Genomic DNA, 25,163 nt, shown 5'->3' with positions numbered 1-25,163 from the left:
GGAGAGTGAGCGTGTCGCCAAGCCTGTTCCGACGATAACCATCAGCCCGCCGTGCGCTTTCACGATTCATCCTTTTTCGGCTGCTTTTTATTACAGGCCCAGGTTCTATGCCCGACTACGTTAACTGGCTTCGCCATGCGTCCCCCTACATCAATGCCCACCGCGACTGTACCTTTGTGGTCATGCTGCCTGGCGATGGTGTGGAACATCCCAACTTCGGCAATATCGTCCACGACCTGGTGCTGCTGCACAGCCTGGGTGTGCGATTGGTACTGGTCCACGGTTCGCGCCCACAGATCGAAGCGCGCCTTGAAGCGCGGGGCCTGACCCCGGCTTACCACGAAGGCTTGCGCATCACCGATGCCGCAACCCTGGAGTGCGTGATCGACGCGGTCGGCCATCTGCGTATCGCCATCGAAGCGCGCCTGTCGATGGACATGGCCTCGTCACCGATGCAGGGCTCGCGCCTGCGCGTTGCCAGCGGCAACCTGGTGACGGCACGTCCGATCGGTGTACTCGAAGGGGTGGACTACCATCACACTGGCGAAGTGCGCCGCGTCGACCGCAAGGGTATCAATCGCTTGCTGGATGAGCGCTCCATCGTGTTGCTGTCGCCGCTGGGGTATTCGCCAACCGGTGAGATCTTCAACCTGGCCTGCGAAGACGTTGCGACCCGCGCCGCCATCGACCTGGGCGCCGACAAGCTGCTGCTGTTTGGCGCCGATATGGGCTTGATCGATGAAAACGGCCGCCTGGTACGCGAGCTGCGCCCGCAACAGGTGCCGGCTCACCTGCAGCGCCTGGGCAAAACCAACTACCAGGCCGAATTGCTCGATGCCGCCGCCGAAGCGTGCCGGGGTGGAGTAGGGCGCAGCCATATTGTCAGCTACGCCGAAGACGGCGCCTTGCTCACCGAGCTGTTTACCCGGGACGGCGGCGGTACGCTGGTGGCCCAAGAGCAATTCGAGCAGGTGCGCGAAGCGGCGATTGAGGATGTCGGCGGTTTGCTCGACCTGATCAGCCCGCTGGAAGAGCAGGGCATCCTGGTACGCCGTTCGCGGGAAGTGCTGGAACGTGAGATCGAGCAGTTCAGCGTGGTGGAGCGCGAAGGCATGATCATCGCCTGTGCAGCGCTGTATCAGATCGCCGATTCGGACGCGGGAGAGCTGGCTTGCCTGGCAGTGAACCCGGAATATCGCCATGGCGCTCGTGGCGATGTGTTGCTGGAGCGCATCCAGGCCCGTGCCCGGGCGCAGGGGTTGAAGACCTTGTTTGTCCTCACCACCCGCACCGCGCACTGGTTCCGTGAGCGGGGGTTTGTGCCGAGCAGTGTCGACCGCCTGCCGTCGGCGCGGGCGTCGCTGTACAACTATCAGCGTAATTCGAAGATCTTCGAGAAGGCCCTGTAATCCACACCCTGTAGGAGCCGGTTAACCGGCTCCTACAGGGTGCAGGGCTTGACGAATTTGTCGGTCACGAAGGCCGAGTCATCCGGCAGCACTACCTCAACCTTCCCCTGTTACTCCAAGAGCTTCGCCGTCTCCCCGATCGCCTTCACCGTGCCGTCTTTTGGCAGCGCATCGTTTTGTTGTGCCTGGGCATCCGGGAATGTCGTGCCGGCTAGCAGCTCATGAATGTCTGCGGCGTCGGCGCCTGTCATTTTCGCGATTTTCAGCACCGGTTTCGAATCTACTAATGAGAGGTTGAGACAAGCGGCGTGGCGATGGTTTTACCGATCAAATCCTTGGGTACGTCAATGTGGCTGTCCTTACGTACCACCGATGCTTCAGAAGTATTGATCTGGGCCGATACGATGAACGCGACGATGGATAGATTCCGTGATGCCGCTGCGGCAGCGGCGCTGGAACCGAGGTTGCCGATTTGCACGTCGCCCGAGGCCATGGCGGTTACGACTTCCGGCCCACTGTTGAATGGTGCCAGGCAATTTTCTAGCCGATGGGCAAATCGGCCGCTTTGACACCAAAAGAAACTATTAGTGACACAAAAACTGTAACAAATTGACGGGAGGATATGCGTTTGGCCATGATGGCGTCGCCTTTTTGATCGTGGGTGACGTATGCAACCTTACGGCCACACTAATCGATCTAAAAAAGTGCTAAAAAATACCCTTTAGGAATTAGCTTGTGGAGCGGTTCGTCTACGCTGACGGGTTCGCGTCATGCAAAGGCTTATTCCCGAATCGTATGAAAAAGAATGAAATAATTCTTTTTGGGTGTATGAAAAACTCATTACCCTGCAGGGACCAAATCAACTGCGATTAGACGAAGGTAGTAGACACACAAGGTTACGATTGACTTGGTGGTCACTATCTGGCGCTAATCGCGCATCTGTGGATCGAGGGCGTCAGACCCGAGACCAAAGAAATACAAAAATTAGAAATGAGAGGAGCGGTACATGAAGAAGTCAACATTGGCGTTGGCCGTAGCTTTGGCTGCGATTGCCCAGCAGGCAAACTCCGCCGGTTTCATCGAAGACAGTAAGGCAACTCTGGGGCTGCGTAACTTCTACATCAACACCGATAACCGTGACGGTCACCCTAACGCCACGTCCAACACGCGTAGCAAAAACGCTGAATGGGGCCAAGGCTTCGATCTACGTTTCATCTCGGGTTACACCCAAGGTACTGTGCAGTTCGGTGTTGACGCGATTGGTCTGTACGGCGTGCGTCTGGATTCGAGCCGTGCTGATCACGGTAACTACACCGGCACTGCTTCGGGCGGTACCGTCTTCCCAAGCGACGGCAACAAAGCCGTCCACGATTACGCCAGCCTGGGCGTGACCGGTAAGGTGAAGATCTCCCAGACCGAACTGAAGCTGGGCACCCTGCAGCCAAAACTGCCGGTTATCGTGACCAACGATGGTCGTCTGCTGCCGCAAACCTTCCAAGGCGGCCAGATCACCACCAACGACATCAAGGATTTGACCTTGGTGGCCGGTCAGGTGGAAAAGGCCAAGGGCCGTAACTCCAGCAACAACGAAAACCTGTCGATTGGCGGCGCTAACGGTAGTTCCAACTACAATGCCGGCAAGTTCAGCAACAAGTTCTACTACGCCGGTGGTGACTACAAGCTGACCAAAGACCTGACTGCCCAGTACTACTACGGCAATCTGGAGGACTTCTACAAGCAGCACTTCCTTGGTCTGACCCACAACTGGGCAATCGGTCCAGGCGTTCTGAAGTCTGACCTGCGTTATTTCAACAGCTCGGACGATGGCAAGAACGGCGACACCGCCGCTTACTACTCCAGCGGTAACTACAACAACTTCAACGCGGGTAAAGGCAAGGTCGACAACAACCTGTACAGCGGCCTGTTCCTGTACACCGTTGCCGGTCACACCTTCGGTGGTGGTTACCAGGTCAGCAATGGTAGCAGCGACTTCCCTTGGTTGAACCAGGGCGACGGCTCGTCGGCTTACATCACTACCGACATGCAGATCCAGAAGTTCGCCCGCGCTGGCGAGCGTACCTGGCAAGCTCGCTACGCTTATGACTTCGCAAAAGTCGGTGTACCTGGCCTGACCGCTGGTGTTGTTTACCTGAAAGGTAGCGACATCGACACCATCGCCAACAACAACGGTCGTGCCGAAACCACTGGTCAATCCGAGTGGGAGCGCGACATCACTGTTGCCTATGTGATTCCGGAAGGCCCGCTGAAAAACCTTGGTGTTGCCTGGAAAAACGCTATGTGGCGTACCGACCTGGCGAACACCCGTTCCCAGGACGAAAACCGCCTGATCGTCAGCTACTCGCTGCCACTGTTCTAGTAGCGTGACGCTGTTGTAAGCCTGTAAAGCCCTGCCCGGTGCAACACCGGGCAGGGTGTCTTGCTTTCAAGTCGGGCCAAACCCCCGCAGGCCCTTCCTGACCCCTCTTTGTACAGCGTCTCAAGGCCTTCTCTAACCTTGAAAGCGATGTTGCTCCTCGTCTGCCCCCGCGTCCAATGAACAGATTTTTAATATTCCTTTATCGTCTAGATAAATTGATATTTATTCTTTTTAAATAATCCACAATCCATGCACAGTGGGCTCCATAAGCACTCACCAGGAGCCACACCATGAGCCTAAGACTGGGCGATATCGCCCCCGACTTCGAACAGGATTCCAGCGCCGGCACGATTCGTTTCCACGAATGGCTGGGCGATAGCTGGGGTGTGCTGTTTTCCCACCCGGCGGATTTCACCCCGGTGTGCACCACCGAGCTGGGTTTCACCGCCAAGCTCAAGGACGAATTCGCCAAGCGCGGCGTCAAGGCCATCGCCCTGTCGGTCGACCCGGTGGATTCGCACCACAAGTGGATCGAAGACATCAACGAAACCCAGAACACTGTTGTCAACTTCCCGATCCTGGCCGACGCCGATCGCAAAGTGTCCGACCTCTACGACCTGATCCACCCCAACGCCAGTGACACCCTCACCGTGCGTTCCTTGTTCGTGATCGACCCGAACAAGAAGATCCGCCTGACCATTACCTACCCGGCCAGCACCGGGCGCAACTTCCACGAGATCCTGCGGGTCATCGACTCGTTGCAGCTCACCGACAGCCACAAGGTCGCCACGCCCGCCAACTGGCAGGACGGTGATGAGGTGGTGATCGTGCCTTCGCTCAAGGATGAGGAAGAGATCAAGAGACGCTTTCCGAAGGGCTATCGCGCGGTGAAGCCGTACCTGCGCCTGACACCACAACCGAATCGCTGATCACATAGCAGGGGTTTTGAGGCCGTTTCGACGGCCTTTTTTTTCGGCTGCGATTTCATATCTGATATATGCATTTTAAGAATAAACAAATGAAAAAATAAGATTTATAGATATATGAATCTGCTGATAAGGTCTGTTCCATCTTGGCGCCATCGCCACACAGCGAACCGCCGACACCTGCTCAAGGAATTCCTGCATGTTGGTCGTAACACTTGGAGGCAGCCCCAGCCAGCGCTCCCGCTCCGGGGTATTGCTGGATAAAACCCGTCAGTGGTTGCAAGACAAAGGCGTAGAAGTGGTGAGTTACCAGATACGGGACTTCCCGGCTGAGGACCTGCTGCATGCGCGCTTCGACAGCCCCAAGGTCATCGACCTGTTGCAACAAGTGGCTAACGCTGACGGCCTGGTGATCGCTACGCCGGTGTACAAGGCCTCGTTCTCCGGCGCGCTGAAGACCGTGCTGGACCTGCTGCCCGAACGCGCCCTGGCCCACAAGATCGTGTTGCCGATGGCCACCGGCGGCAGCATCGCCCACATGCTGGCGGTGGACTATGCCTTGAAGCCGGTGCTGTCGGCGCTGAAGGCCCAGGAATTGCTCCACGGCATCTTTGCCGAAGACAGCCAGATCGCGTATGGCGAAGGCAGTGCCCAGGCGCAGTTGGTGCCAGTACTCGAACAGCGTTTGCACGAAGCCCTGGAAACACTGTACGGCGCCATGGCCCGTCGCCCGAAACCGCTGGACCCCCACGTGTTGAACGAACGTTTGTTGAGTGCTCGCTGGAGCATCTGAACCTCACTGATATACCGAAACACTCACCTTACTCAGCCGCCAACGGCCAAGCAGGTGCAGCCAAAACCCCTAATCGCATTTTTGGAGAGAGCGCCATGCGCACTGTCATCTTGCGTCGTGGTCTGGTCGCACTGTTTGCTGCGGCTGTGTCCTTCGGCGCCATTGTTCAAGCTCAAGCGGCCGAGACCCTGCGGATCGGCTATCAGAAATACGGCACGTTGGTGCTGCTCAAGGCCAAGGGCACCCTGGAAAAACGCCTGGCGGCCCAGGGCGTTAATGTCCAGTGGACCGAGTTCCCTGGCGGCCCCCAGCTGCTTGAAGGCCTGAATGTCGGCTCCATCGACTTTGGCGTGACCGGCGAAACCCCGCCGGTGTTCGCCCAGGCTGCCGGTGCCGACCTGCTCTACGTGGCCTACGAACCACCGGCGCCGACCAGCGAAGCGATCCTGGTGCCGAAAGACTCACCGATCAAATCCGTGGCCGAGCTCAAGGGCAAGAAAATCGTGCTCAACAAAGGCTCCAACGTGCACTACCTGCTGGTGCGGGCCCTGGAAGATGCCGGCCTGAAATACACCGATGTGCAAACCGTATTCCTGCCGCCCGCCGATGCCCGTGCCGCTTTCGAGCGTGGCAGTGTGGACGCCTGGGTGATCTGGGACCCGTACCAGGCCGCCGCCGAGAAACAACTGCAGGCCCGCACCCTGCGTGACGGCACCGGCATCGCCGACAACCATCAGTTCTACCTGGCGACCAAACCGTATGCCGAACAACATCCGCAAGTGATCAAGGCGCTGGTGGAAGAAGTGCGCGCCGTGGGCGAATGGTCCAAGGCCAACCCCCAGGAAGTCACCGAACAAGTCGCACCGCTGCTCGGTCTGCCGGCTGACATCACCCTGACCTCGGTAAAACGCCAGGGCTACGGCGCGCTGTTCCTGACCCCGGAAGTGGTCGCCGCCCAGCAGAAAATCGCCGACAGCTTCTACCAACTCAAATTGATCCCCAAACCCTTGAGCATCAAGGACGTGATCTGGACGCCACCCGCCGCCGTTGCCAACGCGCCGTAATCCGACTTCTTCAGGAGACAACTCCATGAGCCTCAATATTTTCTGGTTCCTGCCTACCCACGGCGACGGCCATTACCTTGGCACCGCCGAAGGCGCTCGCGCCGTTGACCACGGTTATCTGCAGCAAGTTGCCCAGGCCGCCGATCGCCTGGGATTCGGTGGGGTGCTGATCCCGACCGGGCGCTCCTGCGAAGACTCGTGGCTGGTGGCCGCTTCGCTGATCCCGGTGACCCAGCGCTTGAAATTCCTTGTCGCGCTGCGCCCCGGGATCATTTCCCCGACGGTGGCTGCGCGTCAGGCCGCGACCCTGGATCGTCTGTCCGGTGGCCGTGCATTGTTCAACCTGGTGACCGGCGGCGATCCGGAAGAATTGGCCGGCGACGGCTTGTTCCTCAGCCATGAAGAGCGCTACCAGGCCTCGGTGGAATTCACCCGCATCTGGCGCCGTGTGCTGGAAGGCGAGACCGTGGATTACGACGGCGAACACATCAGCGTCAAAGGCGCCAAGCTGCTTTACCCGCCGATCCAGCAACCGCGTCCGCCACTGTACTTCGGCGGCTCCTCCGAAGCGGCCCAGGACCTGGCAGCCGAGCAGGTGGAAATGGTGTTGACCTGGGGTGAACCACCGGCCGCTGTCGCGGAAAAAATCGAACAGGTACGCGCCAAGGCCGCCAAGCTCGGGCGTACCGTGCGCTTTGGTATCCGCCTGCATGTGATCGTGCGTGAAACCAACGAAGAAGCATGGAAGGCCGCCGACAAACTGATCTCCCACCTGGATGACGACACCATCGCCCGTGCCCAGGCCTCTTTGGCACGCTTTGATTCTGTCGGCCAGCAACGCATGGCGGCGTTGCATGGCGGCAACCGCGACAACCTCGAAGTCAGTCCCAACCTGTGGGCCGGCGTCGGCCTGGTGCGTGGCGGTGCGGGGACGGCGCTGGTGGGCGATGGCCCGACCGTGGCGGCACGCGTCAAGGAGTACGCCGCGCTGGGTATCGACACGTTTATTTTCTCCGGTTATCCACACCTGGAAGAGTCGTATCGCGTTGCCGAATTGCTGTTCCCTCACTTGGATATCGAGCGACCCGAGCTGCCGAAAAGCGCCGGCTACGTCAGCCCGTTCGGCGAGATGGTCGCCAACGATATCCTTCCCAAAGCTGCGTCACAGAGCTGAGGCCGCCCCATGAGCTATGAAAAACTAAGCCACCGCGTGGCGCCCTGGGTACTGCCGGTGCTATTGCTCGCGGTGTGGCAGTTGTCGGTATCGGCGGGGTGGTTGTCGACCCGTATCCTGCCGGCGCCCAGTGCCGTGATTGCTGCCGGCGTGCATCTGGTCGCCAGCGGTGAGATCTGGACGCACCTGGCGATCAGTGGCTGGCGTGCCGGCCTGGGGTTTGTGATCGGCGGCAGCATCGGCCTGGTCCTGGGCTTTATCACTGGCTTGTCGAAGTGGGGCGAACGCCTGCTGGACAGTTCGGTGCAGATGATCCGCAACGTGCCGCACCTGGCGCTGATTCCGCTGGTGATCCTGTGGTTCGGCATTGATGAGACGGCGAAGATTTTCCTGGTTGCCCTCGGCACGCTGTTCCCGATCTACCTGAATACCTACCACGGCATCCGCAATGTCGACCCGGCGTTGGTGGAGATGTCGCGCAGCTACGGCTTGTCCGGGTTCAGCCTGTTCCGCCAGGTGATCCTGCCGGGTGCGCTGCCGTCGATTCTGGTCGGCGTGCGCTTTGCCCTGGGCTTCATGTGGCTGACGCTGATCGTGGCGGAAACCATCTCGGCCAGCTCCGGCATCGGCTACCTGGCGATGAACGCCCGTGAATTCCTGCAAACCGACGTGGTGGTGTTGGCCATCGTGATGTACGCCATCCTCGGCAAACTCGCCGATCTGGCTGCTCGTGGCCTGGAGCGTGTGTGGCTGCGCTGGCACCCGGCCTATCAAGTGAATAAAGGAGGTGCGGCATGACAGCTCAACAACCTCCGCGCCTGCTCAAGGGCATCCCCCTGGCGGTACGCAAGTTGCGCAAGGCCTTTGGCGCACGGGAAGTGCTCCAGGAGATCGACCTGCACATACCTGCCGGCCAATTCGTGGCGGTGGTCGGCCGCAGTGGCTGCGGCAAAAGTACCTTGCTGCGCCTGCTGGCCGGGCTGGATAAAGCCAGCGGCGGCGAGCTGCTGGCCGGTTCCGCACCGCTGAGCGAAGCGCTTGAAGACACGCGGTTGATGTTCCAGGAAGCGCGCCTGTTGCCATGGAAAAAGATCATCGACAACGTCGGCCTTGGCCTTAAAGGCGATTGGCGCCCCAAAGCGTTGGAAGCCCTGGAGGCGGTCGGCCTGGCTGAACGTGCCAACGAGTGGCCGGCGGCGCTGTCCGGTGGGCAGAAGCAACGCGTGGCCCTGGCGCGTGCGCTGATCCACCAACCGCGCCTGCTGTTGCTGGATGAGCCGCTGGGGGCGCTGGATGCCCTGACCCGCATCGAGATGCAGCAACTGATCGAAAACCTGTGGCAGAAGCATGGCTTCACCGTGTTGCTGGTAACCCACGATGTCAGCGAAGCCGTGGCAATTGCCGACCGCGTCATCCTGATCGAAGACGGCGAAATCGGCCTCGACCTGATCGTCGACCTGCCACGCCCGCGTGCACGGGGCTCACATCGCCTGGCCGCGTTGGAAGCTGAAGTGCTCAACCGTGTGCTGTCGTTGCCCGGCTCGCCACCGGAACCCGAACCTGTTTCACCGCTGCCTACGCAATTGCGTTGGGCTCAATAACTCACTCGTCCCCTGAAGGAAGAACACCATGACTATTAAAGCCATCAACGTGCGTAACCAGTTCAAAGGCACCATCAAGGAAATCGTCGAAGGCGACGTGCTGTCGGAAATCGACGTGCAGACCGCGTCCGGCATTGTCACTTCCGTGATCACCACCCGCTCGGTCAAAGAGCTGGAGCTGGTGATTGGCAGCGAAGTGATTGCCTTCGTGAAATCCACCGAGGTGTCGATCGCCAAGTTGTGATCGCGCTTGAGACCGCCATCGGGAGCAAGCCCCCTCCCACATTTTGAATGTATTCACAAATCAAAGTGTGGGAGGGGGCTTGCCCCCGATGAGGCCGGCCCAGCCTCCACAAAATTAACGCTTGGGCAGGTAGGGCGGCAGGTACAGCCCTACATACGCATCAAACACCCGCATCCCTTCCTCCGCCATGCGCGGTGTGATCAGCCCATGCTGATGCACCGAGCGTGCATACACGCGGTCGCTCAATTCCAGCGCCAGCGCGAACACATCCACGTCTTTCGGCAAGGTCGGCACTTCGAAGTGCCGGTTGAACACCGCGAGCATCAAATCTCCCAGCTCCAGATCATGCTGACGATCCGCCTGGGTCACTTCGGTCAGCCCATGCTGGGCCAGGATCAACTGGCGGGCGGCGGCGTCGTGCGCGTAGATGCTGAGCATGCGCTGTTCGACGATGCAGGACAGGTCGCGCCAATGCTTGAGTGAGTCGTGGTCGATGGGCGCCTGAATCGCCGCCCGGAAAGCGGCATGCACATCGGCGGTCAGAGCTTCCAACAGCGCCGGCACACTGGCGAAGAAGTGATACACCGACGACGGCGGAATCTGCGCCCGCTCGGCCACGCCGTAGATCGACAAACCCGCCACGCCTTCGGCAGCCAGCAAGGTGCGGGCGGCGTCGAGGATCGCGTCGATCCGGGCCTGACTGCGGGCGCGGGGTTTGCGAAGGGCGGCGGGGCGGGTGGTCATGGAAGTCTCCTACAAGGCAGCGGGCATTGTACGCAGAGCCTGAAGATGATCCATACCTGGGGCGAGGGCTTTTGTGGTGAGCGAGTTTGTTGTGGCGAGCAGGCTTGTTGTGGCGAGCGGGCGTGCCACAACAAGCCTGCTCACCACATTTACAGTCGCAACCGCTTACACGGTATGCAGGTACCAGTTGTACTCAAGGTCGGAGATGGAGTGTTCGAACTCTTCCAGCTCACTTTCCTTACAGGCGACGAAGATATCGATGTATTTAGGATCGATGTACTTGGCCATCACCTCGCTGTCGTCCAACTCGCGCAATGCATCGCGCAGGTTGTTCGGCAGGCTTTGCTCGTTTTGCTCGTAGCTGTTGCCTTCCACCGGTGCGCCAGGCTCGATCTTGTTGGTCAGGCCGTGGTGCACGCCTGCCAGGACCGAAGCCATCAGCAGGTAAGGGTTGGCGTCGGCGCCGGCCACGCGGTGTTCGATACGTACGGCATCGGACGAGCCGGTCGGTACGCGAATCGCCACGGTACGGTTGTCCAGGCCCCAGCACGGCGAGTTCGGCACGTAGAACTGTGCGCCGAAACGACGGTAGGAGTTGACGTTGGGGCACAGGAACGCCATCTGGGCGGGCAGGGTCTCGAGCACACCGCCGATCGCGTGACGCAATGCGGCGTTCTGCTCGGGATCCTCGCTGGCAAAAATGTTCTTGCCGTCTTTGTCCAGGATCGAGATGTGTACGTGCAAACCGTTGCCTGCCTGGCCCGGATACGGCTTGGCCATGAAGGTGGTGTCCATCTCATGGTCGTAGGCGATGTTCTTGATCAGGCGCTTGAGCAGTACCGCGTAGTCGCAAGCCTTGATCGGGTCGGCCACGTGGTGCAGGTTCACTTCGAACTGCGCCGGGGCACTTTCCTTGACGATGGCGTCGGCCGGGATGCCTTGTTCTTTCGCACCTTCCAGGATGTCCTGGAGGCAGTCGACATATTCGTCGAGGTCGTCGATCAGGTAGACCTGTGTCGAGTGCGGGCGTTTGCCGGAGATAGGCGAGCGGGGCGGTTGTGGGCGGCCGTTCACGTTCTCCTGGTCGATCAGGTAGAACTCAAGCTCGAAGGCGGCGCAGATGGTCAGACCGAGGTCGTCGAATTTGCTTACAACTTGGCGGAGCACTTCGCGCGGATCGGCGAAGAAAGGTTCACCTTCAAGTTCGTGCATGGTCATCAGCAGTTGCGCGGTGGGGCGCTTTTGCCAGGGTTCATTGCACAGGGTGTCGGGGATCGGATAACAGATTCGGTCAGCATCACCGATGTCCAGGCCCAGGCCGGTGCTTTCCACCGTAGAGCCGTTGATATCCAGGGCAAATAAAGAGGCAGGCAGGTTAATGCCCTTCTCGTAAACCTTGTGGAGGCTGGTGCGTTCGATGCGCTTGCCGCGCACCACACCATTCATATCCGCAATTAGAAGGTCTACGTACAGAACCTCAGGATGATCCTTAAGGAACGCGTTCGCTTCGTTAAGCTGAACGGCACGCGGGGGTACCGACATGATGCAACACCTTTGTTGTTAAAAATATCAATCATTGATCTTTTCTGGTTTCAGTCAACCCGAACGGCATGCCGAAGTCAAGCGAGGCCTTTTTTGCCCTAAAAAAGCGCCGTGAAGGCTTTTTTGGGGCTTTTTGGGGCGGTTTTTTGGGTTTGAGAGGCTTGGGACTCGCAGGCTTGAGCGGGCCGTGTTGTATTTTTTACGGGGGTGTTGTGTAAAAAAATGAACAAGGCTAAGCTCGATTCAAACCCATAACAGCAATAATACCGGGGTGCTTCATGTTTCACCTGCCGCCCAACGGCGTCTTGGTCTGCTTCAGCCAGGCTGTGTCATCCGTATTTTCCTCCCGCGTGATAGCGCGCCCCCCGGCCAATATTCTTGACGCCCGGTCTACCCTCTTTTTTGCTTCCTCATTTGTCAGAGAGCGGCGCGCGCCCTGCGTGCTGCTCAAGATTGCGCACAACTTTGGCGTGAGGAATGCAACGCAGCAGCAAATGGCAGGTAAGCTCCTACCCTGAACGAAAAAAACGACGCGGATGCTGCGTCAAACAACGCCTGGCCTTTAATGGATGCCAGGAAACCCAGCCCAGAGGCATTTATGAGTAACAACCTCGACCAGCTCACCGATTGGTTGAAAGACCACAAGATCACAGAAGTCGAATGCATGATTGGCGACCTCACTGGCATCACCCGGGGCAAGATCTCGCCGACCAACAAGTTCATTGCCGAAAAGGGCATGCGCCTGCCCGAAAGCGTTCTGCTGCAGACCGTGACCGGCGACTATGTCGAAGACGACATCTATTACGAATTGCTCGACCCGGCCGACATCGACATGATCTGCCGCCCCGACCAGAACGCCGTGTTCCTGGTGCCTTGGGCCATCGAGCCGACCGCCCAGGTGATCCACGACACCTACGACAAGCAAGGCAACCCGATCGAGCTGTCGCCGCGCAACGTGCTCAAGAAGGTCCTCAAGCTCTACGCCGACAAAGGCTGGCAGCCCATCGTGGCGCCGGAGATGGAGTTCTACCTGACCAAGCGCTGCGAAGACCCTGACTTCCCGCTGCAACCGCCGATTGGCCGTTCCGGCCGCCCGGAAACCGGTCGCCAGTCTTTCTCTATAGAAGCCGCCAACGAATTCGACCCGCTGTTCGAAGACGTCTACGACTGGTGTGAACTGCAGGAGCTGGACCTCGATACCCTGATCCACGAAGACGGCACGGCGCAGATGGAGATCAATTTCCGTCACGGCGATGCCCTGTCCCTGGCCGACCAGATCCTGGTGTTCAAGCGCACCATGCGCGAAGCCGCGCTCAAGCACGACGTGGCCGCCACCTTCATGGCCAAGCCGATGACCGGCGAGCCCGGTAGTGCGATGCACCTGCACCAGAGCATCATCGACATCGCCACCGGCAAGAACGTCTTCTCCAATGAAGACGGGACCATGAGCCAGCTGTTCCTCAACCATATTGGCGGCCTGCAGAAATTCATCCCTGAACTGCTGCCGCTGTTTGCCCCCAACGTGAACTCGTTCCGCCGCTTCCTGCCCGACACCTCGGCGCCGGTCAACGTCGAGTGGGGCGAAGAAAACCGCACCGTCGGCCTGCGCGTACCGGATGCCGGTCCGCAGAACCGCCGTGTGGAAAACCGCCTGCCGGGCGCCGACGCCAACCCGTACCTGGCGATTGCCGCCAGCCTGTTGTGCGGCTACATCGGCATGGTCGAAGGCCATAACCCGAGCGCGCCGGTGGTGGGCCGTGGTTACGAGCGGCGCAACCTGCGCCTGCCGTTGACCATCGAAGACGCCCTGGAGCGCATGGAAAACAGCAAGACCATCGAGAAATACCTGGGTCAGAAATTCATCACAGGCTACGTCGCGGTCAAGCGGGCCGAGCATGAAAACTTCAAGCGCGTGATCAGTTCGTGGGAGCGGGAATTCCTGCTCTTTGCCGTCTGATACGCCGGGCGCGCCCTTTGAACGGCGCGCCCTTTACTGAAAAGTCTAGGAGATTGGTATGTCCAGCAACAACCCGCAAACCCGTGAATGGCAAGCCTTGAGCAGCGATCACCACTTGGCGCCGTTCAGCGACTTCAAGCAATTGAAAGAGAAAGGCCCACGGATCATCACCAAAGCCCACGGCGTTTACCTGTGGGACAGCGAAGGCAACAAGATCCTCGACGGCATGGCCGGTCTGTGGTGCGTGGCGATCGGTTATGGCCGCGATGAACTGGCTGACGCCGCCGCCAGGCAAATGAAAGAACTGCCGTACTACAACCTGTTCTTCCAGACCGCTCACCCGCCAGTGCTGGAACTGGCCAAGGCCATTTCCGACATCGCACCGGCCGGCATGAACCACGTGTTCTTCACCGGTTCCGGCTCCGAAGGCAACGACACCATGTTGCGCATGGTCCGCCACTACTGGGCGATCAAGGGCCAGCCGAACAAGAAAACCATCATCAGCCGCAAGAACGGCTACCACGGTTCCACCGTGGCCGGCGCCAGCCTGGGCGGCATGACGTATATGCATGAGCAGGGCGACTTGCCGATCCCGGGCATCACCCACATCGCCCAGCCGTACTGGTTTGGCGAAGGCGGCGACATGAGCCCGGAACAATTCGGCGTGTGGGCCGCCAACCAGTTGGAAGAAAAGATCCTGGAACTGGGCGTGGACAACGTCGGTGCCTTTATTGCCGAGCCGATCCAGGGTGCCGGTGGCGTGATCGTGCCGCCGGACACCTACTGGCCGCGCATCAAGGAAATCCTCGCCAAATACGACATCCTGTTCATTGCCGACGAAGTCATCTGCGGTTTCGGTCGCACCGGTGAGTGGTTCGGTAGCGACTTCTACGACCTCAAGCCCCACATGATGACCATCGCCAAGGGCCTGACCTCGGGCTACATCCCCATGGGCGGCCTGATCGTGCGCGATGACGTGGTGGCGGTGCTCAACGAAGGTGGTGATTTCAACCACGGCTTCACCTACTCCGGTCACCCGGTGGCCGCTGCAGTGGCCCTGGAAAACATCCGCATCATGCGCGATGAAAAAATCGTTAACCGTGTGCATGATGAAACGGCACCGTATTTGCAGAAACGCCTGAGGGAGTTGGCGGATCATCCGCTGGTGGGCGAAGTGCGCGGCGTGGGTATGCTCGGTGCCATTGAACTGGTGCAGGACAAGGCCACCCGCAAGCGCTACGAAGGCAAGGGTGTCGGCATGATCTGCCGCACGTTCTGCTTCGAAAATGGCCTGATCATGCGCGCCGTGGGCGACACCATGATCATTTCGCCGCCGCTGGTGATCAGTAAGGCAGAAATCGACGAGCTGGTGACCAAGGCTCGGCAGTGCCTGGACCTGACTTTGGCGGCATTGCAGGGCTAAGTGCTAGGCTCAGAACGCAGTGGCTTTCGGGTGCTGCGTTCAGGGCAGTTATAAATGAGGCTTTGGTTGAAAGCCGGCCTCGGAACTTGCCAGACTGTCGCCCTGTTTTGTTGCCCTTTGGCTGGGCTACTCAACATTGAAAGCTTGTGGCCCAAAAAAGAAAAAATCGGAGCATCACCAAATGAAGGCATTAGGTTTGAAGAACGCTGGCAAGACCCTCCTCGCCTTGTCCCTGATGGGCGCAATGGCGGGCGCGGCCCAGGCAGACGATAAAGTGCTGCACGTCTACAACTGGTCCGACTACATTGCACCGGACACCATCGCCAACTTTGAAAAAGAGTCGGGCATCAAGGTGGTGTACGACGTTTTTGACAGCAACGAAACCCTGGAAGCCAAGTTGCTGGCAGGCAAGTCCGGTTACGACATCGTCGTGCCGTCGAACAACTTCCTCGCCAAGCAGATCAAGGCCGGTGTCTACCAGGAGCTGGACAAGTCCAAGCTGTCCAACTACGACAACCTGAACAAATCCCTGCTCAAGGCCGTATCGGTCAGCGACCCGGACAACAAGCACGCCTTCCCGTACATGTGGGGCTCGATCGGCATCGGCTACAACCCGGAGAAGGTCAAGGCCGCGCTGGGCGTGGACAAGATCGACTCGTGGGACGTGCTGCTCAAGCCTGAAAACATCGCCAAGCTCAAAAGCTGCGGCGTGAGCTTCCTCGATTCGCCAACCGAAATGCTGCCGATCGCGCTGCACTACCTGGGCCTGCCGACCGACAGCCAGAAGAAAGACGACCTCAAGCAAGCCGAAGCGCTGTTCCTGAAGATCCGTCCTTCGATCGGCTACTTCCACTCTTCCAAGTACATTTCCGACCTGGCCAACGGCAACATCTGCGTGGCCGTGGGTTACTCGGGTGACATCCAGCAGGCCAAGTCCCGCGCGGCCGAAGCCGGTGGCAAGGTCAAGGTTGCCTATGACATTCCGAAAGAAGGCGCTGGCAGCTTCTTCGACATGGTCGCCATCCCTAAAGATGCCGAGAACGTCGACGCGGCCTACAAGTTCATGAACTACCTGCTCAAGCCGGAAGTCATGGCATCGATCACCAACAGCGTGCGTTTCCCGAACGGTAACGAGAAGGCCACCGCGCTGGTCGACAAAGACATCACCAGCGACCCGGGCATCTACCCGCCAGCGGATGTGCAGGCCAAGCTCTACGCCATTGCCGACCTGCCGGCTGCGACCCAGCGTGAAATGACACGCAGCTGGACCAAGATCAAGTCCGGTAAGTAAGCGCTGAAACCGGTGGAGGGGCAGTTTGACTGCCCCTCTCACAAATTAAATAACAGAAAGTTTTGCCGGATCGGTTTATCGAGGGTAAGTTGCGCGCCGGTTTTGTTGCCGGGCAACAACTTTGGGCCCAACTATTTAAGAGGACCTCCACTTGCCAATTTCTTTATTTCGCAAAGCCATGCTGGTGGGTGCAGGTATCACGCTGACGTTGAGCGTACAGGCCGCACCGACCGTGCATATTTATAACTGGTCGGATTACATCGGCGACGACACCCTGGCCAACTTCGAAAAGGCCAGCGGCATCAAGCCCGTGTATGACGTGTTTGACTCCAACGAAACCCTGGAAGGCAAGCTGCTGGCCGGGCGTACCGGCTACGACGTGGTGGTGCCGTCCAACCACTTCCTGGGCAAGCAGATCAAGGCCGGGGCATTCCAGAAGCTCGACAAGTCGTTGCTGACAAATTACGCCAACCTTGACCCGGCGCTGCTCAAGCGCCTGGAAAAGAACGACCCGGGCAACCAGTACGCCGTACCGTACCTGTGGGGCACCAATGGCATCGGCTACAACGTCGATAAAGTGAAGGAAGTGCTGGGCGTCGACCATATCGATTCCTGGGCCGTGCTGTTCGAGCCGGAAAACATGAAGAAACTGGCGACGTGCGGCGTGTCGTTCATGGACTCGGCGGACGAAATGCTGCCGGCAGTGCTCAACTACATGGGCCTGAACCCCAACAGCGAGAACCCTGAAGACTACAAGAAGGCCGAAGCCAAGCTGCTCAAAGTGCGACCCTACGTGACCTACTTCCATTCTTCCAAATACATCTCGGACCTGGCCAACGGCAACATCTGCGTGGCGGCCGGGTTCTCCGGCGATGTGTTCCAGGCCAAGGCTCGCGCAAGCGAAGCGGGCAAGGGCGTGAACATCGCCTACGCGATTCCGAAGGAAGGCGGCAACCTGTGGTTCGACGTGCTGGCCATCCCCAAGGATGCCACCAACGTCAAAGAAGCCCACGCCTTCATCAACTATTTGCTGCAACCTGAGGTGATCGCCCAGGTCAGTGATTACGTCGGTTACGCCAACCCTAACCCAGGGGCGGACAAACTGATGAAGCAATCGATACGCACGGACGAAGCGGTTTACCCACCGCAGGCGGTACTCGACAGGACCTTCGTCAACTTCGAGCTACCCCCGAAAGTGCAACGTTTGATGACCCGTAGCTGGACCAAGGTCAAGACGGGCAAGTAAGGCTCAAACTATCCAAGGTTCGCCCGCCTCGGGCGCACAGAAATTTTTGTTGGGAGTTTCGTAAATGGCAGTTGCCTCCGGCGCCTATAAGAAAGCCCTCGAAGGGGACCAGACACCGAAGAAGGTGCTGGTCAAAATCGACCGGGTCACGAAGAAGTTCGACGAGACGATTGCCGTGGACGATGTGTCCCTGGAAATCAAGAAGGGCGAGATCTTCGCCCTGCTCGGCGGTTCGGGTTCGGGCAAGTCCACCTTGCTGCGCATGCTCGCAGGTTTCGAGCGCCCGACCGAGGGCCGCATCTACCTCGACGGCGAGGACATCACCGACATGCCGCCCTACGACCGGCCGATCAACATGATGTTCCAGTCCTACGCCCTGTTCCCGCACATGACCGTGGCGCAGAACATCGCCTTCGGCCTGCAACAGGACAAGATCCCCAAGGCCGAGATCGACGCCCGCGTGGCCGAGATGCTCAAACTGGTGCAGATGAGCCAGTACGCCAAGCGCAAGCCGCACCAGTTGTCCGGTGGCCAGCGCCAGCGTGTGGCCCTGGCCCGTTCCCTGGCCAAGCGTCCGAAACTGCTGTTGCTCGATGAGCCCATGGGCGCCCTCGACAAGAAGCTGCGTTCGCAGATGCAACTGGAGTTGGTGGAGATCATCGAGCGCGTGGGCGTGACCTGCGTGATGGTGACCCACGACCAGGAAGAGGCCATGACCATGGCCGAGCGCATCGCGATCATGCACCTGGGCTGGATCGCCCAGATCGGCAGCCCGATCGACATCTACGAAACGCCTACCAGCCGCCTGGTGTGCGAGTTCATCGGCAACGTCAACATCTTCGACACCCAAGTGGTCGATGACGCCGAAGGCCACGCGGTGCTCAAGTGCCCGGACCTGGACCGCGACATCTATGTGGGCTACGGCATCGCCACCTCGGTGGAAGACAAGTCGGTAACCTACGCCATCCGCCCGGAAAAACTGTTGGTCACCACCGAAATGCCGACCTGCGAGCACAACTGGTCCAGCGGCAAGGTGCACGACATCGCCTACCTGGGCGGCCACTCGGTGTTCTACGTGGAGCTGCCGAGCGGCAAGCTGGTGCAGTCCTTCGTGGCCAACGCCGAACGCCGTGGCCAGCGGCCGACCTGGGGTGACCAGGTCTACGTATGGTGGGAAGACGACAGCGGCGTGGTACTGCGCTCATGAACATGAAGAAGCTCAAGCGCCGCCTGCAACGAATAACGCCCAGTGGCCGTCATGCGGTCATTGGCATTCCCTTCCTGTGGCTGTTCCTGTTCTTCATGCTGCCGTTCTTCATCGTCCTGAAGATCAGTTTTGCCGAAGCCGACGTGGCGATCCCGCCGTATACCGAGATCTACACCTTCGTTGAGCAGAAACTGCAGTTGGTGCTCAACCTGGGCAACTACGCGATGCTCGGCGACGACGAGTTGTACATCGCTGCGTACCTGGGCTCGCTGAAAATGGCGTTCTTCAGCACGCTGCTGTGCCTGTTGATCGGCTACCCGATGGCCTATGCCATTGCCAGTGCGCGCAAAGAGATGCAGACCGTGCTGGTGCTGCTGATCATGATGCCGACCTGGACCGCGATCCTGATCCGCGTGTATGCGTGGATGGGCATCCTCAGCAACAACGGTTTGCTCAATGGCTTCCTGCTGTCCATCGGCTTGATCAACGAGCCGCTGCAGATCCTCAACACCAACATCGCGGTGTATATCGGCGTGGTCTATTCGTACCTGCCGTTCATGATCCTGCCGCTGTACGCCAACCTGGTGAAACACGACCAGAGCCTGCTGGAAGCCGCTTCGGACCTGGGTTCGAGCACCTTCAACAGCTTCTGGAAGATCACCGTGCCGCTGTCCAAGAACGGCATCATCGCCGGTTGCATGCTGGTGTTCATCCCCGTCGTGGGCGAGTTCGTGATCCCGGAACTGCTGGGCGGCCCGGAAACCCTGATGATCGGTAAAGTGTTGTGGCAAGAGTTCTTCAACAACCGTGACTGGCCGGTGGCCTCCGCCCTGGCGGTGGTGATGCTGGCGATCCTGATCGTGCCGATCATCCTGTTCAACCGCAGCCAAGCCAAAGAGATGGAGGGCAAGATATGAAGCGCTTCAGTTTCTCGAGTTTCATGCTGGTGGCGGGGCTGCTGTTCATCTACCTGCCGATGCTGATCCTGGTGATCTACTCGTTCAACGAATCCAAGCTGGTGACAGTGTGGGGCGGTTGGTCGATCAAGTGGTACGTGGGCCTTCTGGACAACACCCAGTTGATGGGCTCTGTGGCGCGTTCCCTGGAAATCGCCTGCTACACGGCAGTGGCCGCGGTAGCGCTGGGCACCCTGGCGGCCTTCGTGCTGACGCGCATCAGCCAGTTCAAGGGCCGCACGCTGTTTGGCGGCCTGGTGACCGCGCCGTTGGTGATGCCCGAGGTGATCACCGGTCTGTCGCTGTTGCTGCTGTTCGTGGCCATGGCGCAGATGATCGGCTGGCCCCAGGAGCGTGGCATCGTCACCATCTGGATCGCCCACACCACATTCTGCGCGGCGTATGTGGCGGTGGTGGTGTCGGCGCGCTTGCGTGAGCTGGACCTGTCGATCGAAGAAGCGGCGATGGACCTGGGGGCGCGGCCGTGGAAGGTGTTCTTCCTGATCACCATCCCGATGATTGCGCCGTCGCTGGCGGCGGGCGGCATGATGTCGTTCGCGTTGTCCCTGGATGACCTCGTGCTTGCCAGCTTCGTATCGGGCCCGGGCTCGACGACCTTGCCGATGGAGGTGTTCTCGGCGGTGCGCCTTGGGGTCAAACCCGAAATCAACGCCGTGGCCAGTCTGATCCTGCTGGCGGTGTCGCTGGTGACCTTCCTGGTGTGGTTCTTCAGCCGGCGTGCCGAAGAGATGCGCAAGAAGGCCATTCAGCAAGCGATTGAAGAAGCCGCTGCCGATGGCTGGCAGCAGCCGGACAAGCGCCGGGCAGCTGCACCGGTCTAAATGTGGGAGGGGGCTTGCCCCCGATGACAGTGTGTCAGCCAATGGATATGTGGCTGATGCTCCGCTATCGGGGGCAAGCCCCCTCCTACGTTTGATTGCATTTCAAGTCCAGGGCGACTTGCGGATCACCTCCACAAAATTCATCGGCTTGAACCCCGGCTCCTGATCCACCAGCACATCCGTCTTCACGTTGCCGAACGTGGTCTGCGGACGATGGCGCAAGCCGTCGGCAAACGCGCAGATGATGCACTCCTTGAACCCCTCGCCGCGTGGGTGCGCATGCACCACGGCTTCGCGCTGCAAGCTGGAAAACGCGGCGTAGTCCATGCCCAGCACGTCCATTTCAACGCCGGCCGTCACCAGTGCCACAGTCGGGCGCAAATGTTGCGGCACGCCTGGGGTGGTGTGCAGGGCGATGGACAGCCACACCTGTTCAATATCGTCATCGCTCAGCCCATATGGCTTGAGGAACGCGGCCGCGGCGTTGGCACCGTCGACTTCGAAGCGCTCGTTGTCACTGCGATGGCCCTCCACCAGGCCCAGGTCATGGAACATCGCGCCGACATAGAGCAGCTCCGGGTTGTAGGCCAGTTGCTTGCGTTCACCGCTCAAGGCGCCGAACAGGAATACCCGGCGCGAGTGGTGGTAGAGCAGGTCGGATTCGACGTCGCGGATGTATTCGGTGGTGGCCTTGGCCAGGGCGCTGTCCGGAATCGGGATGCCGGCGATGGTGGTGGTCATGGTGGTTCTCCTCAACAAAGCGCCGGGGGTGGCGCCGATGAGTCCAGTCTGTTCGCGTGGCCGCCAAGGGGCCATCGCGGCGGGGGAGCGATCCCGGCCAATGTGCTGGCATATCACGCCAAGGGTGTACTCGGTCAAATGTAGGCGCTGGCTTGTCGGATCGCCGCACCGCTGCGATATCATCACCGCGGTATACCTGATGGACCGAGTCGCTTGCATCGCAGGCAAGCCAGCTCCCGCAGGGTTTTGCGTTCGCCCGGACATAAAGGTCTACCCATGCAAAAAACCGTCGCCATCCTGATCTTCCCCGGCGTCCAGTCACTGGACGTGAGCGGTCCCATGGACGTGTTCTGCGAAGCCAACCGTTTTCTGCCGCTGCAGGATCATTACCGGTTGGACGTCATCGGCTTCGGTCACGGCAACATGGTTGCTTCCAACGGCCTGTCATTGCAGGCCCACCGGCACTACAGCGACGCGTTGCAAGCGTATGACCTGCTGCTGGTGGCGGGTGGTCCGCAGTTGCCCTTCGAAGACTTCGGCGCCGAGTTCGATGCTTGGTTGCGTGGCGCCACGGCGCGTGCGCAGCGCTTCGGCTCGATCTGCAACGGCGCTTTCCTGCTGGCCCGCGCCGGGCTGCTGGACGGGAAAACCGTGACCACCCACTGGAACGATGCGGCGGATCTGGCGCGCTTGTGCCCCACGGCTCAGGTCGAAGCCGACCGTCTCTACGTGCAGGACGGCAGTCTCTACACCTCGGCCGGGGTCACGGCGGGCATCGATCTGTCGTTGTATCTGTTGGCCCAGGATCATGGCCCGGAAGTCGCGCTGAGCGTGGCCAAGCGGCTGGTGGTGTTCACCCAGCGGTCGGGCGGGCAGTCGCAGTTCAGCCCGTTTCTGACGCCCCACGCCGAAACCACCTCGGCGGTAGCGCTGGTGCAGTTGTATGTGTTGGCGAACCTGACCGGGGACCTGACCATTGCCGATCTGGCCAAGGCCGCGAACATGAGCGCACGCAATTTCTCCCGGGTGTTTGCCCGTGAGGCGCGGATCACGCCGGCGGAGTTTGTCGAGCGGGCGCGGGTGGACGCGGCGCGGGTCATGCTGGAAAGCAGCCCCGCACCGCTCAAGACCGTGGCCTACCAATGCGGCTTTCGCGACGCCCAGCACATGCGCAGTGTGTTCAACCGCCGCCTGGGCGTGACGCCGCAACAGTTCCGGCTTAACTTTGCGGCGCCGGTATAGGCGCCGGTTACTGCGGCGCGCGCGCGGGCAACAGCTTCAGTGTCCCGCGCGTATTGGCCGTCACTTCCTCATCGGTGAAATGCGCCTGTTCGTAGCCACCTTCGATGTAGGTTTCGGCCTGGTCGCTGTAGTGTCGGTCAAACGGCACGCCACTTTGCCCGACCGGGTTGATGGTCAGTGCGTGAGCCGCATCGGCGAAGTCGATCAAGCGGCGGGTCGAGGAGCCGTAGGTGACCGGCCACGGCGCCGGGCCGATCATGGCCGACTGGTTGTTCGGCACTTCATGGGTGCCCGGCGCAGGGAACGGGCCGACGTTGAATACCTTGTCCAAAGGCTTCTGCATGCCCAATGGATGGCCGTGGGTCAGGGTATGCGCGGTGCCCCACTGCCATTGGCCCGGGTCATCGCCGAGGGTGGCCTTGAGGTGCGCGAGGCTGTTGTCCCAGGCGAGCTTGACGGTGTCGGCGCGCTTGCCATCCCACCACGGTGAGTCCGGCGTGGCGGCCAGGCGTGGCAGGGCGGCGTCGATCACGCGGGTGGTGAGCAGAGTCTTGAACATGCCGTCGCCGAGTTTCGGGTGGAAGGCCGCGTCGGTCAGGTTGAACAGGAACTGGTTGAACAGCGTGGCGCTGGTGGAGTCCAGCGGGTAGTCACCTTTCCAACGTGCAAGCTGCTCCACCAGTTTCAACTGTGCCGGGTCCTTGACCACCTCACGCAGTACCGGCAACAGCGGCGCCAGCAGGCGCGGGCCGAAAGCGGTGGTGGTGCCCAGTTGCAAGGCCTGGCTGTTGTTCACGTCCCATTTCACGCTCTTGTCGCTCAACTGCGCATTCAACTGCTGGCCACGGTCGGCCAGGTTGTAATAGCCGGGGATCTCCATACCGGTGGGCGACGCGGGCTGAGCATTGGCCGACACCACATAGCCGCGTGCCGGGTTTTCTTCCTGCGGGTTGGCGCTGAAGGGGTAGAAACCCGGTTTATCGGCCTGTTCGGTACTGCCATCGAGGATGAAACCGGGGTTGACCCCGGCCGGGCGAATCGGCAATTGCGCCGCCGCCCACCAGCCGATATCGCCCTTGGCGTTGGCCCACACGATATTCAGGCCCGGCGCGGACACCTTGGCTGCAGCGGCTCGGGCCTTGGCCAGGGTGTCGGCGCGGTTGAGCTGGTAGAAGCCTTCGAGGATCGGATTCTGGGTGTCGAGGAACGCCCACCACATGGCAATCGGGGTCTTGCCGGCGTTCTCGCCGAGCACGTCATTGATGATCGGGCCGTGGGGCGATTGGCGCAGGGTCAACGTCACCGGCGCCTGGCCCTTCACCGCGATCTGTTGCTCGGTGCGGGTCATGTCGACCCACTGGCCGTGGTACCAGACCTGGTTGGCATTGTCCGGGTTGACCTTCTCGGCGATCAGGTCGAGGTCGTCGTTCTGGAACATGGTCAGGCTCCAGCCGAAATCCAGGTTGTGTCCCAAGAATGCCATCGGCACCAGTGCGTTGTGATAGCCATACAGCTCGAAACCCGGCGCCGACAGCTGCGCTTCGTACCACACCGACGGCACCGAGAAACGAATATGCGGGTCACCCGCCAGCAACGGCTTGCCGCTCTTGGTACGGTTACCGCTGATGGCCCAGGCGTTACTGCCTTCGAACTGCGGCAGGCCGTTGTCGGCCAGGGCCTGTTCGCTCAGTGACGCGAGGGCGCCGAGGGTCTGCCAGTCGCTGGCGGCGAGGTTGAGGGCGCCCTTGGGCTGCCAGTCGAGGTCAAAGATTTTCAGGTAGTCGCTGCCCAACTGGTCGCGTACGTAAGTCAGCAAAGGCTCGGTGCGAAACGCGGCGGCAAAGCTGTAGGCCATATACCCGGCGACGCTGATGGTGTCTTCGGCGGTGAACGGCCGCTTGGGGATGCCCAGCACGTCGAACTCCATCGGACGGGCGTGGCTGTCCTGATACTGGTTGATCCCGTCCAGATAGGCTTGCAGGGCCTTCCAGTGCGCCGACTCATGATCCAGTTGCGCCACATAGGTCGCGGCGCGGTCGCGAATGCGCAGGCTGCGGAACAGTTTGTCGGTCTCCAGCACCTTCGGCCCGAGCACTTCGGCCAATTCGCCACGCGCCAGGCGCCGCATGATTTCCATCTGGAACAGACGGTCCTGGGCATGCACATAGCCCAGGGCGCGATACAGGTCGGTTTCGTTCTCGGCGCGGATATGCGGCACGCCACGGTCGTCGTAGCGCACCGTGACCGAGCCTTGCAGGTTGGCCAGCGTCACCGTGCCCTGGCGGGTGGGCTGCTTGCTATAGACGTATGCGCCTGCGCCAAGGGCAGCCAGCACGACCAGAACCGCGAACACCTGCAAGACGCGCTTCATGAACATTCCTTAC

At 60.2% G+C, this 25,163-nt stretch carries 21 protein-coding genes and 1 pseudogene; 17 read left to right on the top strand and 5 right to left on the bottom strand.

The window, feature by feature from the left end:
* Positions 1-107 precede the first annotated feature (107 nt).
* On the top strand, positions 108-1,409 hold the full coding sequence (gene argA, locus BFN10_RS15685) for an amino-acid N-acetyltransferase (RefSeq protein WP_071490437.1): 1,302 nt from the start codon (positions 108-110) through the stop codon (positions 1,407-1,409).
* Between the two features lie 32 nt (positions 1,410-1,441).
* Here argA and BFN10_RS15680 read toward each other — a convergent pair.
* Positions 1,442-2,045: pseudogene (locus BFN10_RS15680) on the bottom strand (ABC transporter substrate-binding protein).
* 370 nt (positions 2,046-2,415) lie between these two features.
* On the opposite strand from BFN10_RS15680, the gene BFN10_RS15675 reads away from it, so the two are divergent.
* From BFN10_RS15675 to BFN10_RS15640, 8 genes are all read left to right on the top strand, one after another.
* Positions 2,416-3,786 carry an OprD family porin gene (locus BFN10_RS15675; RefSeq protein ID WP_071490436.1) on the top strand — a complete coding sequence of 457 codons (1,371 nt, stop codon included), beginning with the start codon at positions 2,416-2,418 and terminating at the stop codon, positions 3,784-3,786.
* A 290-nt stretch (positions 3,787-4,076) separates the two neighbouring features.
* Complete coding sequence (locus tag BFN10_RS15670) at positions 4,077-4,715, top strand: peroxiredoxin (protein ID WP_071490435.1); 639 nt, start codon at positions 4,077-4,079, stop codon at positions 4,713-4,715.
* A 196-nt stretch (positions 4,716-4,911) separates the two neighbouring features.
* Positions 4,912-5,505 (top strand): NADPH-dependent FMN reductase, encoded by a 594-nt coding sequence (gene ssuE / locus BFN10_RS15665; RefSeq protein ID WP_058426479.1) that lies wholly within the window; start codon positions 4,912-4,914, stop codon positions 5,503-5,505.
* A gap of 95 nt (positions 5,506-5,600) precedes the next feature.
* Entirely contained in the window at positions 5,601-6,569 is a 969-nt protein-coding gene (locus tag BFN10_RS15660) for a sulfonate ABC transporter substrate-binding protein (RefSeq protein WP_071490434.1), read from the top strand.
* 25 nt (positions 6,570-6,594) lie between these two features.
* Positions 6,595-7,743: an FMNH2-dependent alkanesulfonate monooxygenase gene (ssuD, locus tag BFN10_RS15655; RefSeq protein WP_071490433.1), complete on the top strand. Its 1,149-nt coding sequence runs from the start codon at positions 6,595-6,597 to the stop codon at positions 7,741-7,743.
* A 9-nt stretch (positions 7,744-7,752) separates the two neighbouring features.
* Positions 7,753-8,541: an aliphatic sulfonate ABC transporter permease SsuC gene (gene ssuC, locus BFN10_RS15650; protein WP_071490432.1), complete on the top strand. Its 789-nt coding sequence runs from the start codon at positions 7,753-7,755 to the stop codon at positions 8,539-8,541.
* Positions 8,538-9,344 carry an aliphatic sulfonates ABC transporter ATP-binding protein gene (gene ssuB / locus BFN10_RS15645; RefSeq protein WP_071490431.1) on the top strand — a complete coding sequence of 269 codons (807 nt, stop codon included), beginning with the start codon at positions 8,538-8,540 and terminating at the stop codon, positions 9,342-9,344. Before ssuC ends, ssuB begins: the two co-directional genes overlap by 4 nt.
* A gap of 28 nt (positions 9,345-9,372) precedes the next feature.
* Entirely contained in the window at positions 9,373-9,588 is a 216-nt protein-coding gene (locus BFN10_RS15640; RefSeq protein WP_003213899.1) for a TOBE domain-containing protein, read from the top strand.
* 114 nt (positions 9,589-9,702) lie between these two features.
* Here the strand turns inward: BFN10_RS15640 and BFN10_RS15635 are convergent, their stop codons facing one another.
* Together BFN10_RS15635 and BFN10_RS15630 are read right to left on the bottom strand one after the other, a co-directional pair.
* Positions 9,703-10,332: a TetR/AcrR family transcriptional regulator gene (locus tag BFN10_RS15635; RefSeq protein ID WP_071490430.1), complete on the bottom strand. Its 630-nt coding sequence runs from the start codon at positions 10,330-10,332 to the stop codon at positions 9,703-9,705.
* A gap of 165 nt (positions 10,333-10,497) precedes the next feature.
* Complete coding sequence (locus tag BFN10_RS15630) at positions 10,498-11,874, bottom strand: glutamine synthetase family protein (protein ID WP_003213894.1); 1,377 nt, start codon at positions 11,872-11,874, stop codon at positions 10,498-10,500.
* A gap of 598 nt (positions 11,875-12,472) precedes the next feature.
* Here BFN10_RS15630 and BFN10_RS15625 point away from each other — a divergent pair.
* The 7 genes from BFN10_RS15625 to BFN10_RS15595 all read left to right on the top strand — a co-directional run bounded on the left by BFN10_RS15625 (position 12,473) and on the right by BFN10_RS15595 (position 20,796).
* Complete coding sequence (locus tag BFN10_RS15625; protein ID WP_003176780.1) at positions 12,473-13,831, top strand: glutamine synthetase family protein; 1,359 nt, start codon at positions 12,473-12,475, stop codon at positions 13,829-13,831.
* Positions 13,832-13,889: 58 nt separating this feature from the next.
* A complete protein-coding gene (locus tag BFN10_RS15620) occupies positions 13,890-15,254 on the top strand; it encodes an aspartate aminotransferase family protein (protein WP_071490429.1) in 1,365 nt (454 codons plus the stop codon).
* A gap of 196 nt (positions 15,255-15,450) precedes the next feature.
* Entirely contained in the window at positions 15,451-16,545 is a 1,095-nt protein-coding gene (locus BFN10_RS15615) for a polyamine ABC transporter substrate-binding protein (protein ID WP_071490483.1), read from the top strand.
* A 151-nt stretch (positions 16,546-16,696) separates the two neighbouring features.
* On the top strand, positions 16,697-17,791 hold the full coding sequence (locus BFN10_RS15610) for a polyamine ABC transporter substrate-binding protein (RefSeq protein WP_071490428.1): 1,095 nt from the start codon (positions 16,697-16,699) through the stop codon (positions 17,789-17,791).
* Between the two features lie 64 nt (positions 17,792-17,855).
* Positions 17,856-18,998, top strand: a complete 1,143-nt coding sequence (locus BFN10_RS15605; protein WP_071490427.1) for an ABC transporter ATP-binding protein — start codon at positions 17,856-17,858, stop codon at positions 18,996-18,998.
* Positions 18,995-19,915, top strand: coding sequence for an ABC transporter permease subunit (locus tag BFN10_RS15600; protein ID WP_058426489.1), 921 nt, complete (start codon positions 18,995-18,997; stop codon positions 19,913-19,915). Before BFN10_RS15605 ends, BFN10_RS15600 begins: the two co-directional genes overlap by 4 nt.
* A complete protein-coding gene (locus tag BFN10_RS15595; RefSeq protein WP_058426490.1) occupies positions 19,912-20,796 on the top strand; it encodes an ABC transporter permease subunit in 885 nt (294 codons plus the stop codon). The genes BFN10_RS15600 and BFN10_RS15595 overlap by 4 nt, the downstream gene beginning before the upstream one ends.
* Before the next feature lie 102 nt (positions 20,797-20,898).
* Here BFN10_RS15595 and BFN10_RS15590 read toward each other — a convergent pair whose 3' ends face one another.
* Positions 20,899-21,537, bottom strand: coding sequence for an HD domain-containing protein (locus tag BFN10_RS15590; RefSeq protein WP_071490426.1), 639 nt, complete (start codon positions 21,535-21,537; stop codon positions 20,899-20,901).
* Positions 21,538-21,813: 276 nt separating this feature from the next.
* Between BFN10_RS15590 and BFN10_RS15585 the strand changes: the two genes are divergently transcribed.
* Positions 21,814-22,779 carry a GlxA family transcriptional regulator gene (locus BFN10_RS15585; RefSeq protein WP_071490425.1) on the top strand — a complete coding sequence of 322 codons (966 nt, stop codon included), beginning with the start codon at positions 21,814-21,816 and terminating at the stop codon, positions 22,777-22,779.
* A 7-nt stretch (positions 22,780-22,786) separates the two neighbouring features.
* Here BFN10_RS15585 and BFN10_RS15580 read toward each other — a convergent pair whose 3' ends face one another.
* On the bottom strand, positions 22,787-25,150 hold the full coding sequence (locus BFN10_RS15580) for a penicillin acylase family protein (RefSeq protein WP_071490424.1): 2,364 nt from the start codon (positions 25,148-25,150) through the stop codon (positions 22,787-22,789).
* Positions 25,151-25,163: the final 13 nt, after the last annotated feature.

Source organism: Pseudomonas extremorientalis (assembly GCF_001870465.1).
Taxonomy (GTDB): Bacteria; Pseudomonadota; Gammaproteobacteria; order Pseudomonadales; family Pseudomonadaceae; genus Aquipseudomonas; species Aquipseudomonas extremorientalis.
The sequence above is the reverse complement of the archived record's forward strand: the minus strand, read 5'-3'. Positions and strand labels throughout refer to the sequence as shown.

Excerpts from the sequence above, each read along its gene's own strand:
- BFN10_RS15670 (WP_071490435.1), top strand. The coding sequence starts at position 4,077 with ATGAGCCTAAGACTGGGCGATATCGCCCCCGACTTCGAACAGGATTCC.
- BFN10_RS15595 (WP_058426490.1), top strand. The coding sequence starts at position 19,912 with ATGAAGCGCTTCAGTTTCTCGAGTTTCATGCTGGTGGCGGGGCTGCTG.
- BFN10_RS15640 (WP_003213899.1), top strand. The coding sequence starts at position 9,373 with ATGACTATTAAAGCCATCAACGTGCGTAACCAGTTCAAAGGCACCATC.
- BFN10_RS15630 (WP_003213894.1), bottom strand. The coding sequence starts at position 11,874 with ATGTCGGTACCCCCGCGTGCCGTTCAGCTTAACGAAGCGAACGCGTTC.
- BFN10_RS15675 (WP_071490436.1), top strand. The coding sequence starts at position 2,416 with ATGAAGAAGTCAACATTGGCGTTGGCCGTAGCTTTGGCTGCGATTGCC.
- BFN10_RS15590 (WP_071490426.1), bottom strand. The coding sequence starts at position 21,537 with ATGACCACCACCATCGCCGGCATCCCGATTCCGGACAGCGCCCTGGCC.
- BFN10_RS15625 (WP_003176780.1), top strand. The coding sequence starts at position 12,473 with ATGAGTAACAACCTCGACCAGCTCACCGATTGGTTGAAAGACCACAAG.
- BFN10_RS15605 (WP_071490427.1), top strand. The coding sequence starts at position 17,856 with ATGGCAGTTGCCTCCGGCGCCTATAAGAAAGCCCTCGAAGGGGACCAG.
- argA (WP_071490437.1), top strand. The coding sequence starts at position 108 with ATGCCCGACTACGTTAACTGGCTTCGCCATGCGTCCCCCTACATCAAT.
- BFN10_RS15580 (WP_071490424.1), bottom strand. The coding sequence starts at position 25,150 with ATGAAGCGCGTCTTGCAGGTGTTCGCGGTTCTGGTCGTGCTGGCTGCC.
- BFN10_RS15600 (WP_058426489.1), top strand. The coding sequence starts at position 18,995 with ATGAACATGAAGAAGCTCAAGCGCCGCCTGCAACGAATAACGCCCAGT.
- BFN10_RS15585 (WP_071490425.1), top strand. The coding sequence starts at position 21,814 with ATGCAAAAAACCGTCGCCATCCTGATCTTCCCCGGCGTCCAGTCACTG.
- ssuE (WP_058426479.1), top strand. The coding sequence starts at position 4,912 with ATGTTGGTCGTAACACTTGGAGGCAGCCCCAGCCAGCGCTCCCGCTCC.
- BFN10_RS15635 (WP_071490430.1), bottom strand. The coding sequence starts at position 10,332 with ATGACCACCCGCCCCGCCGCCCTTCGCAAACCCCGCGCCCGCAGTCAG.
- ssuB (WP_071490431.1), top strand. The coding sequence starts at position 8,538 with ATGACAGCTCAACAACCTCCGCGCCTGCTCAAGGGCATCCCCCTGGCG.
- BFN10_RS15620 (WP_071490429.1), top strand. The coding sequence starts at position 13,890 with ATGTCCAGCAACAACCCGCAAACCCGTGAATGGCAAGCCTTGAGCAGC.
- BFN10_RS15660 (WP_071490434.1), top strand. The coding sequence starts at position 5,601 with ATGCGCACTGTCATCTTGCGTCGTGGTCTGGTCGCACTGTTTGCTGCG.
- ssuD (WP_071490433.1), top strand. The coding sequence starts at position 6,595 with ATGAGCCTCAATATTTTCTGGTTCCTGCCTACCCACGGCGACGGCCAT.
- ssuC (WP_071490432.1), top strand. The coding sequence starts at position 7,753 with ATGAGCTATGAAAAACTAAGCCACCGCGTGGCGCCCTGGGTACTGCCG.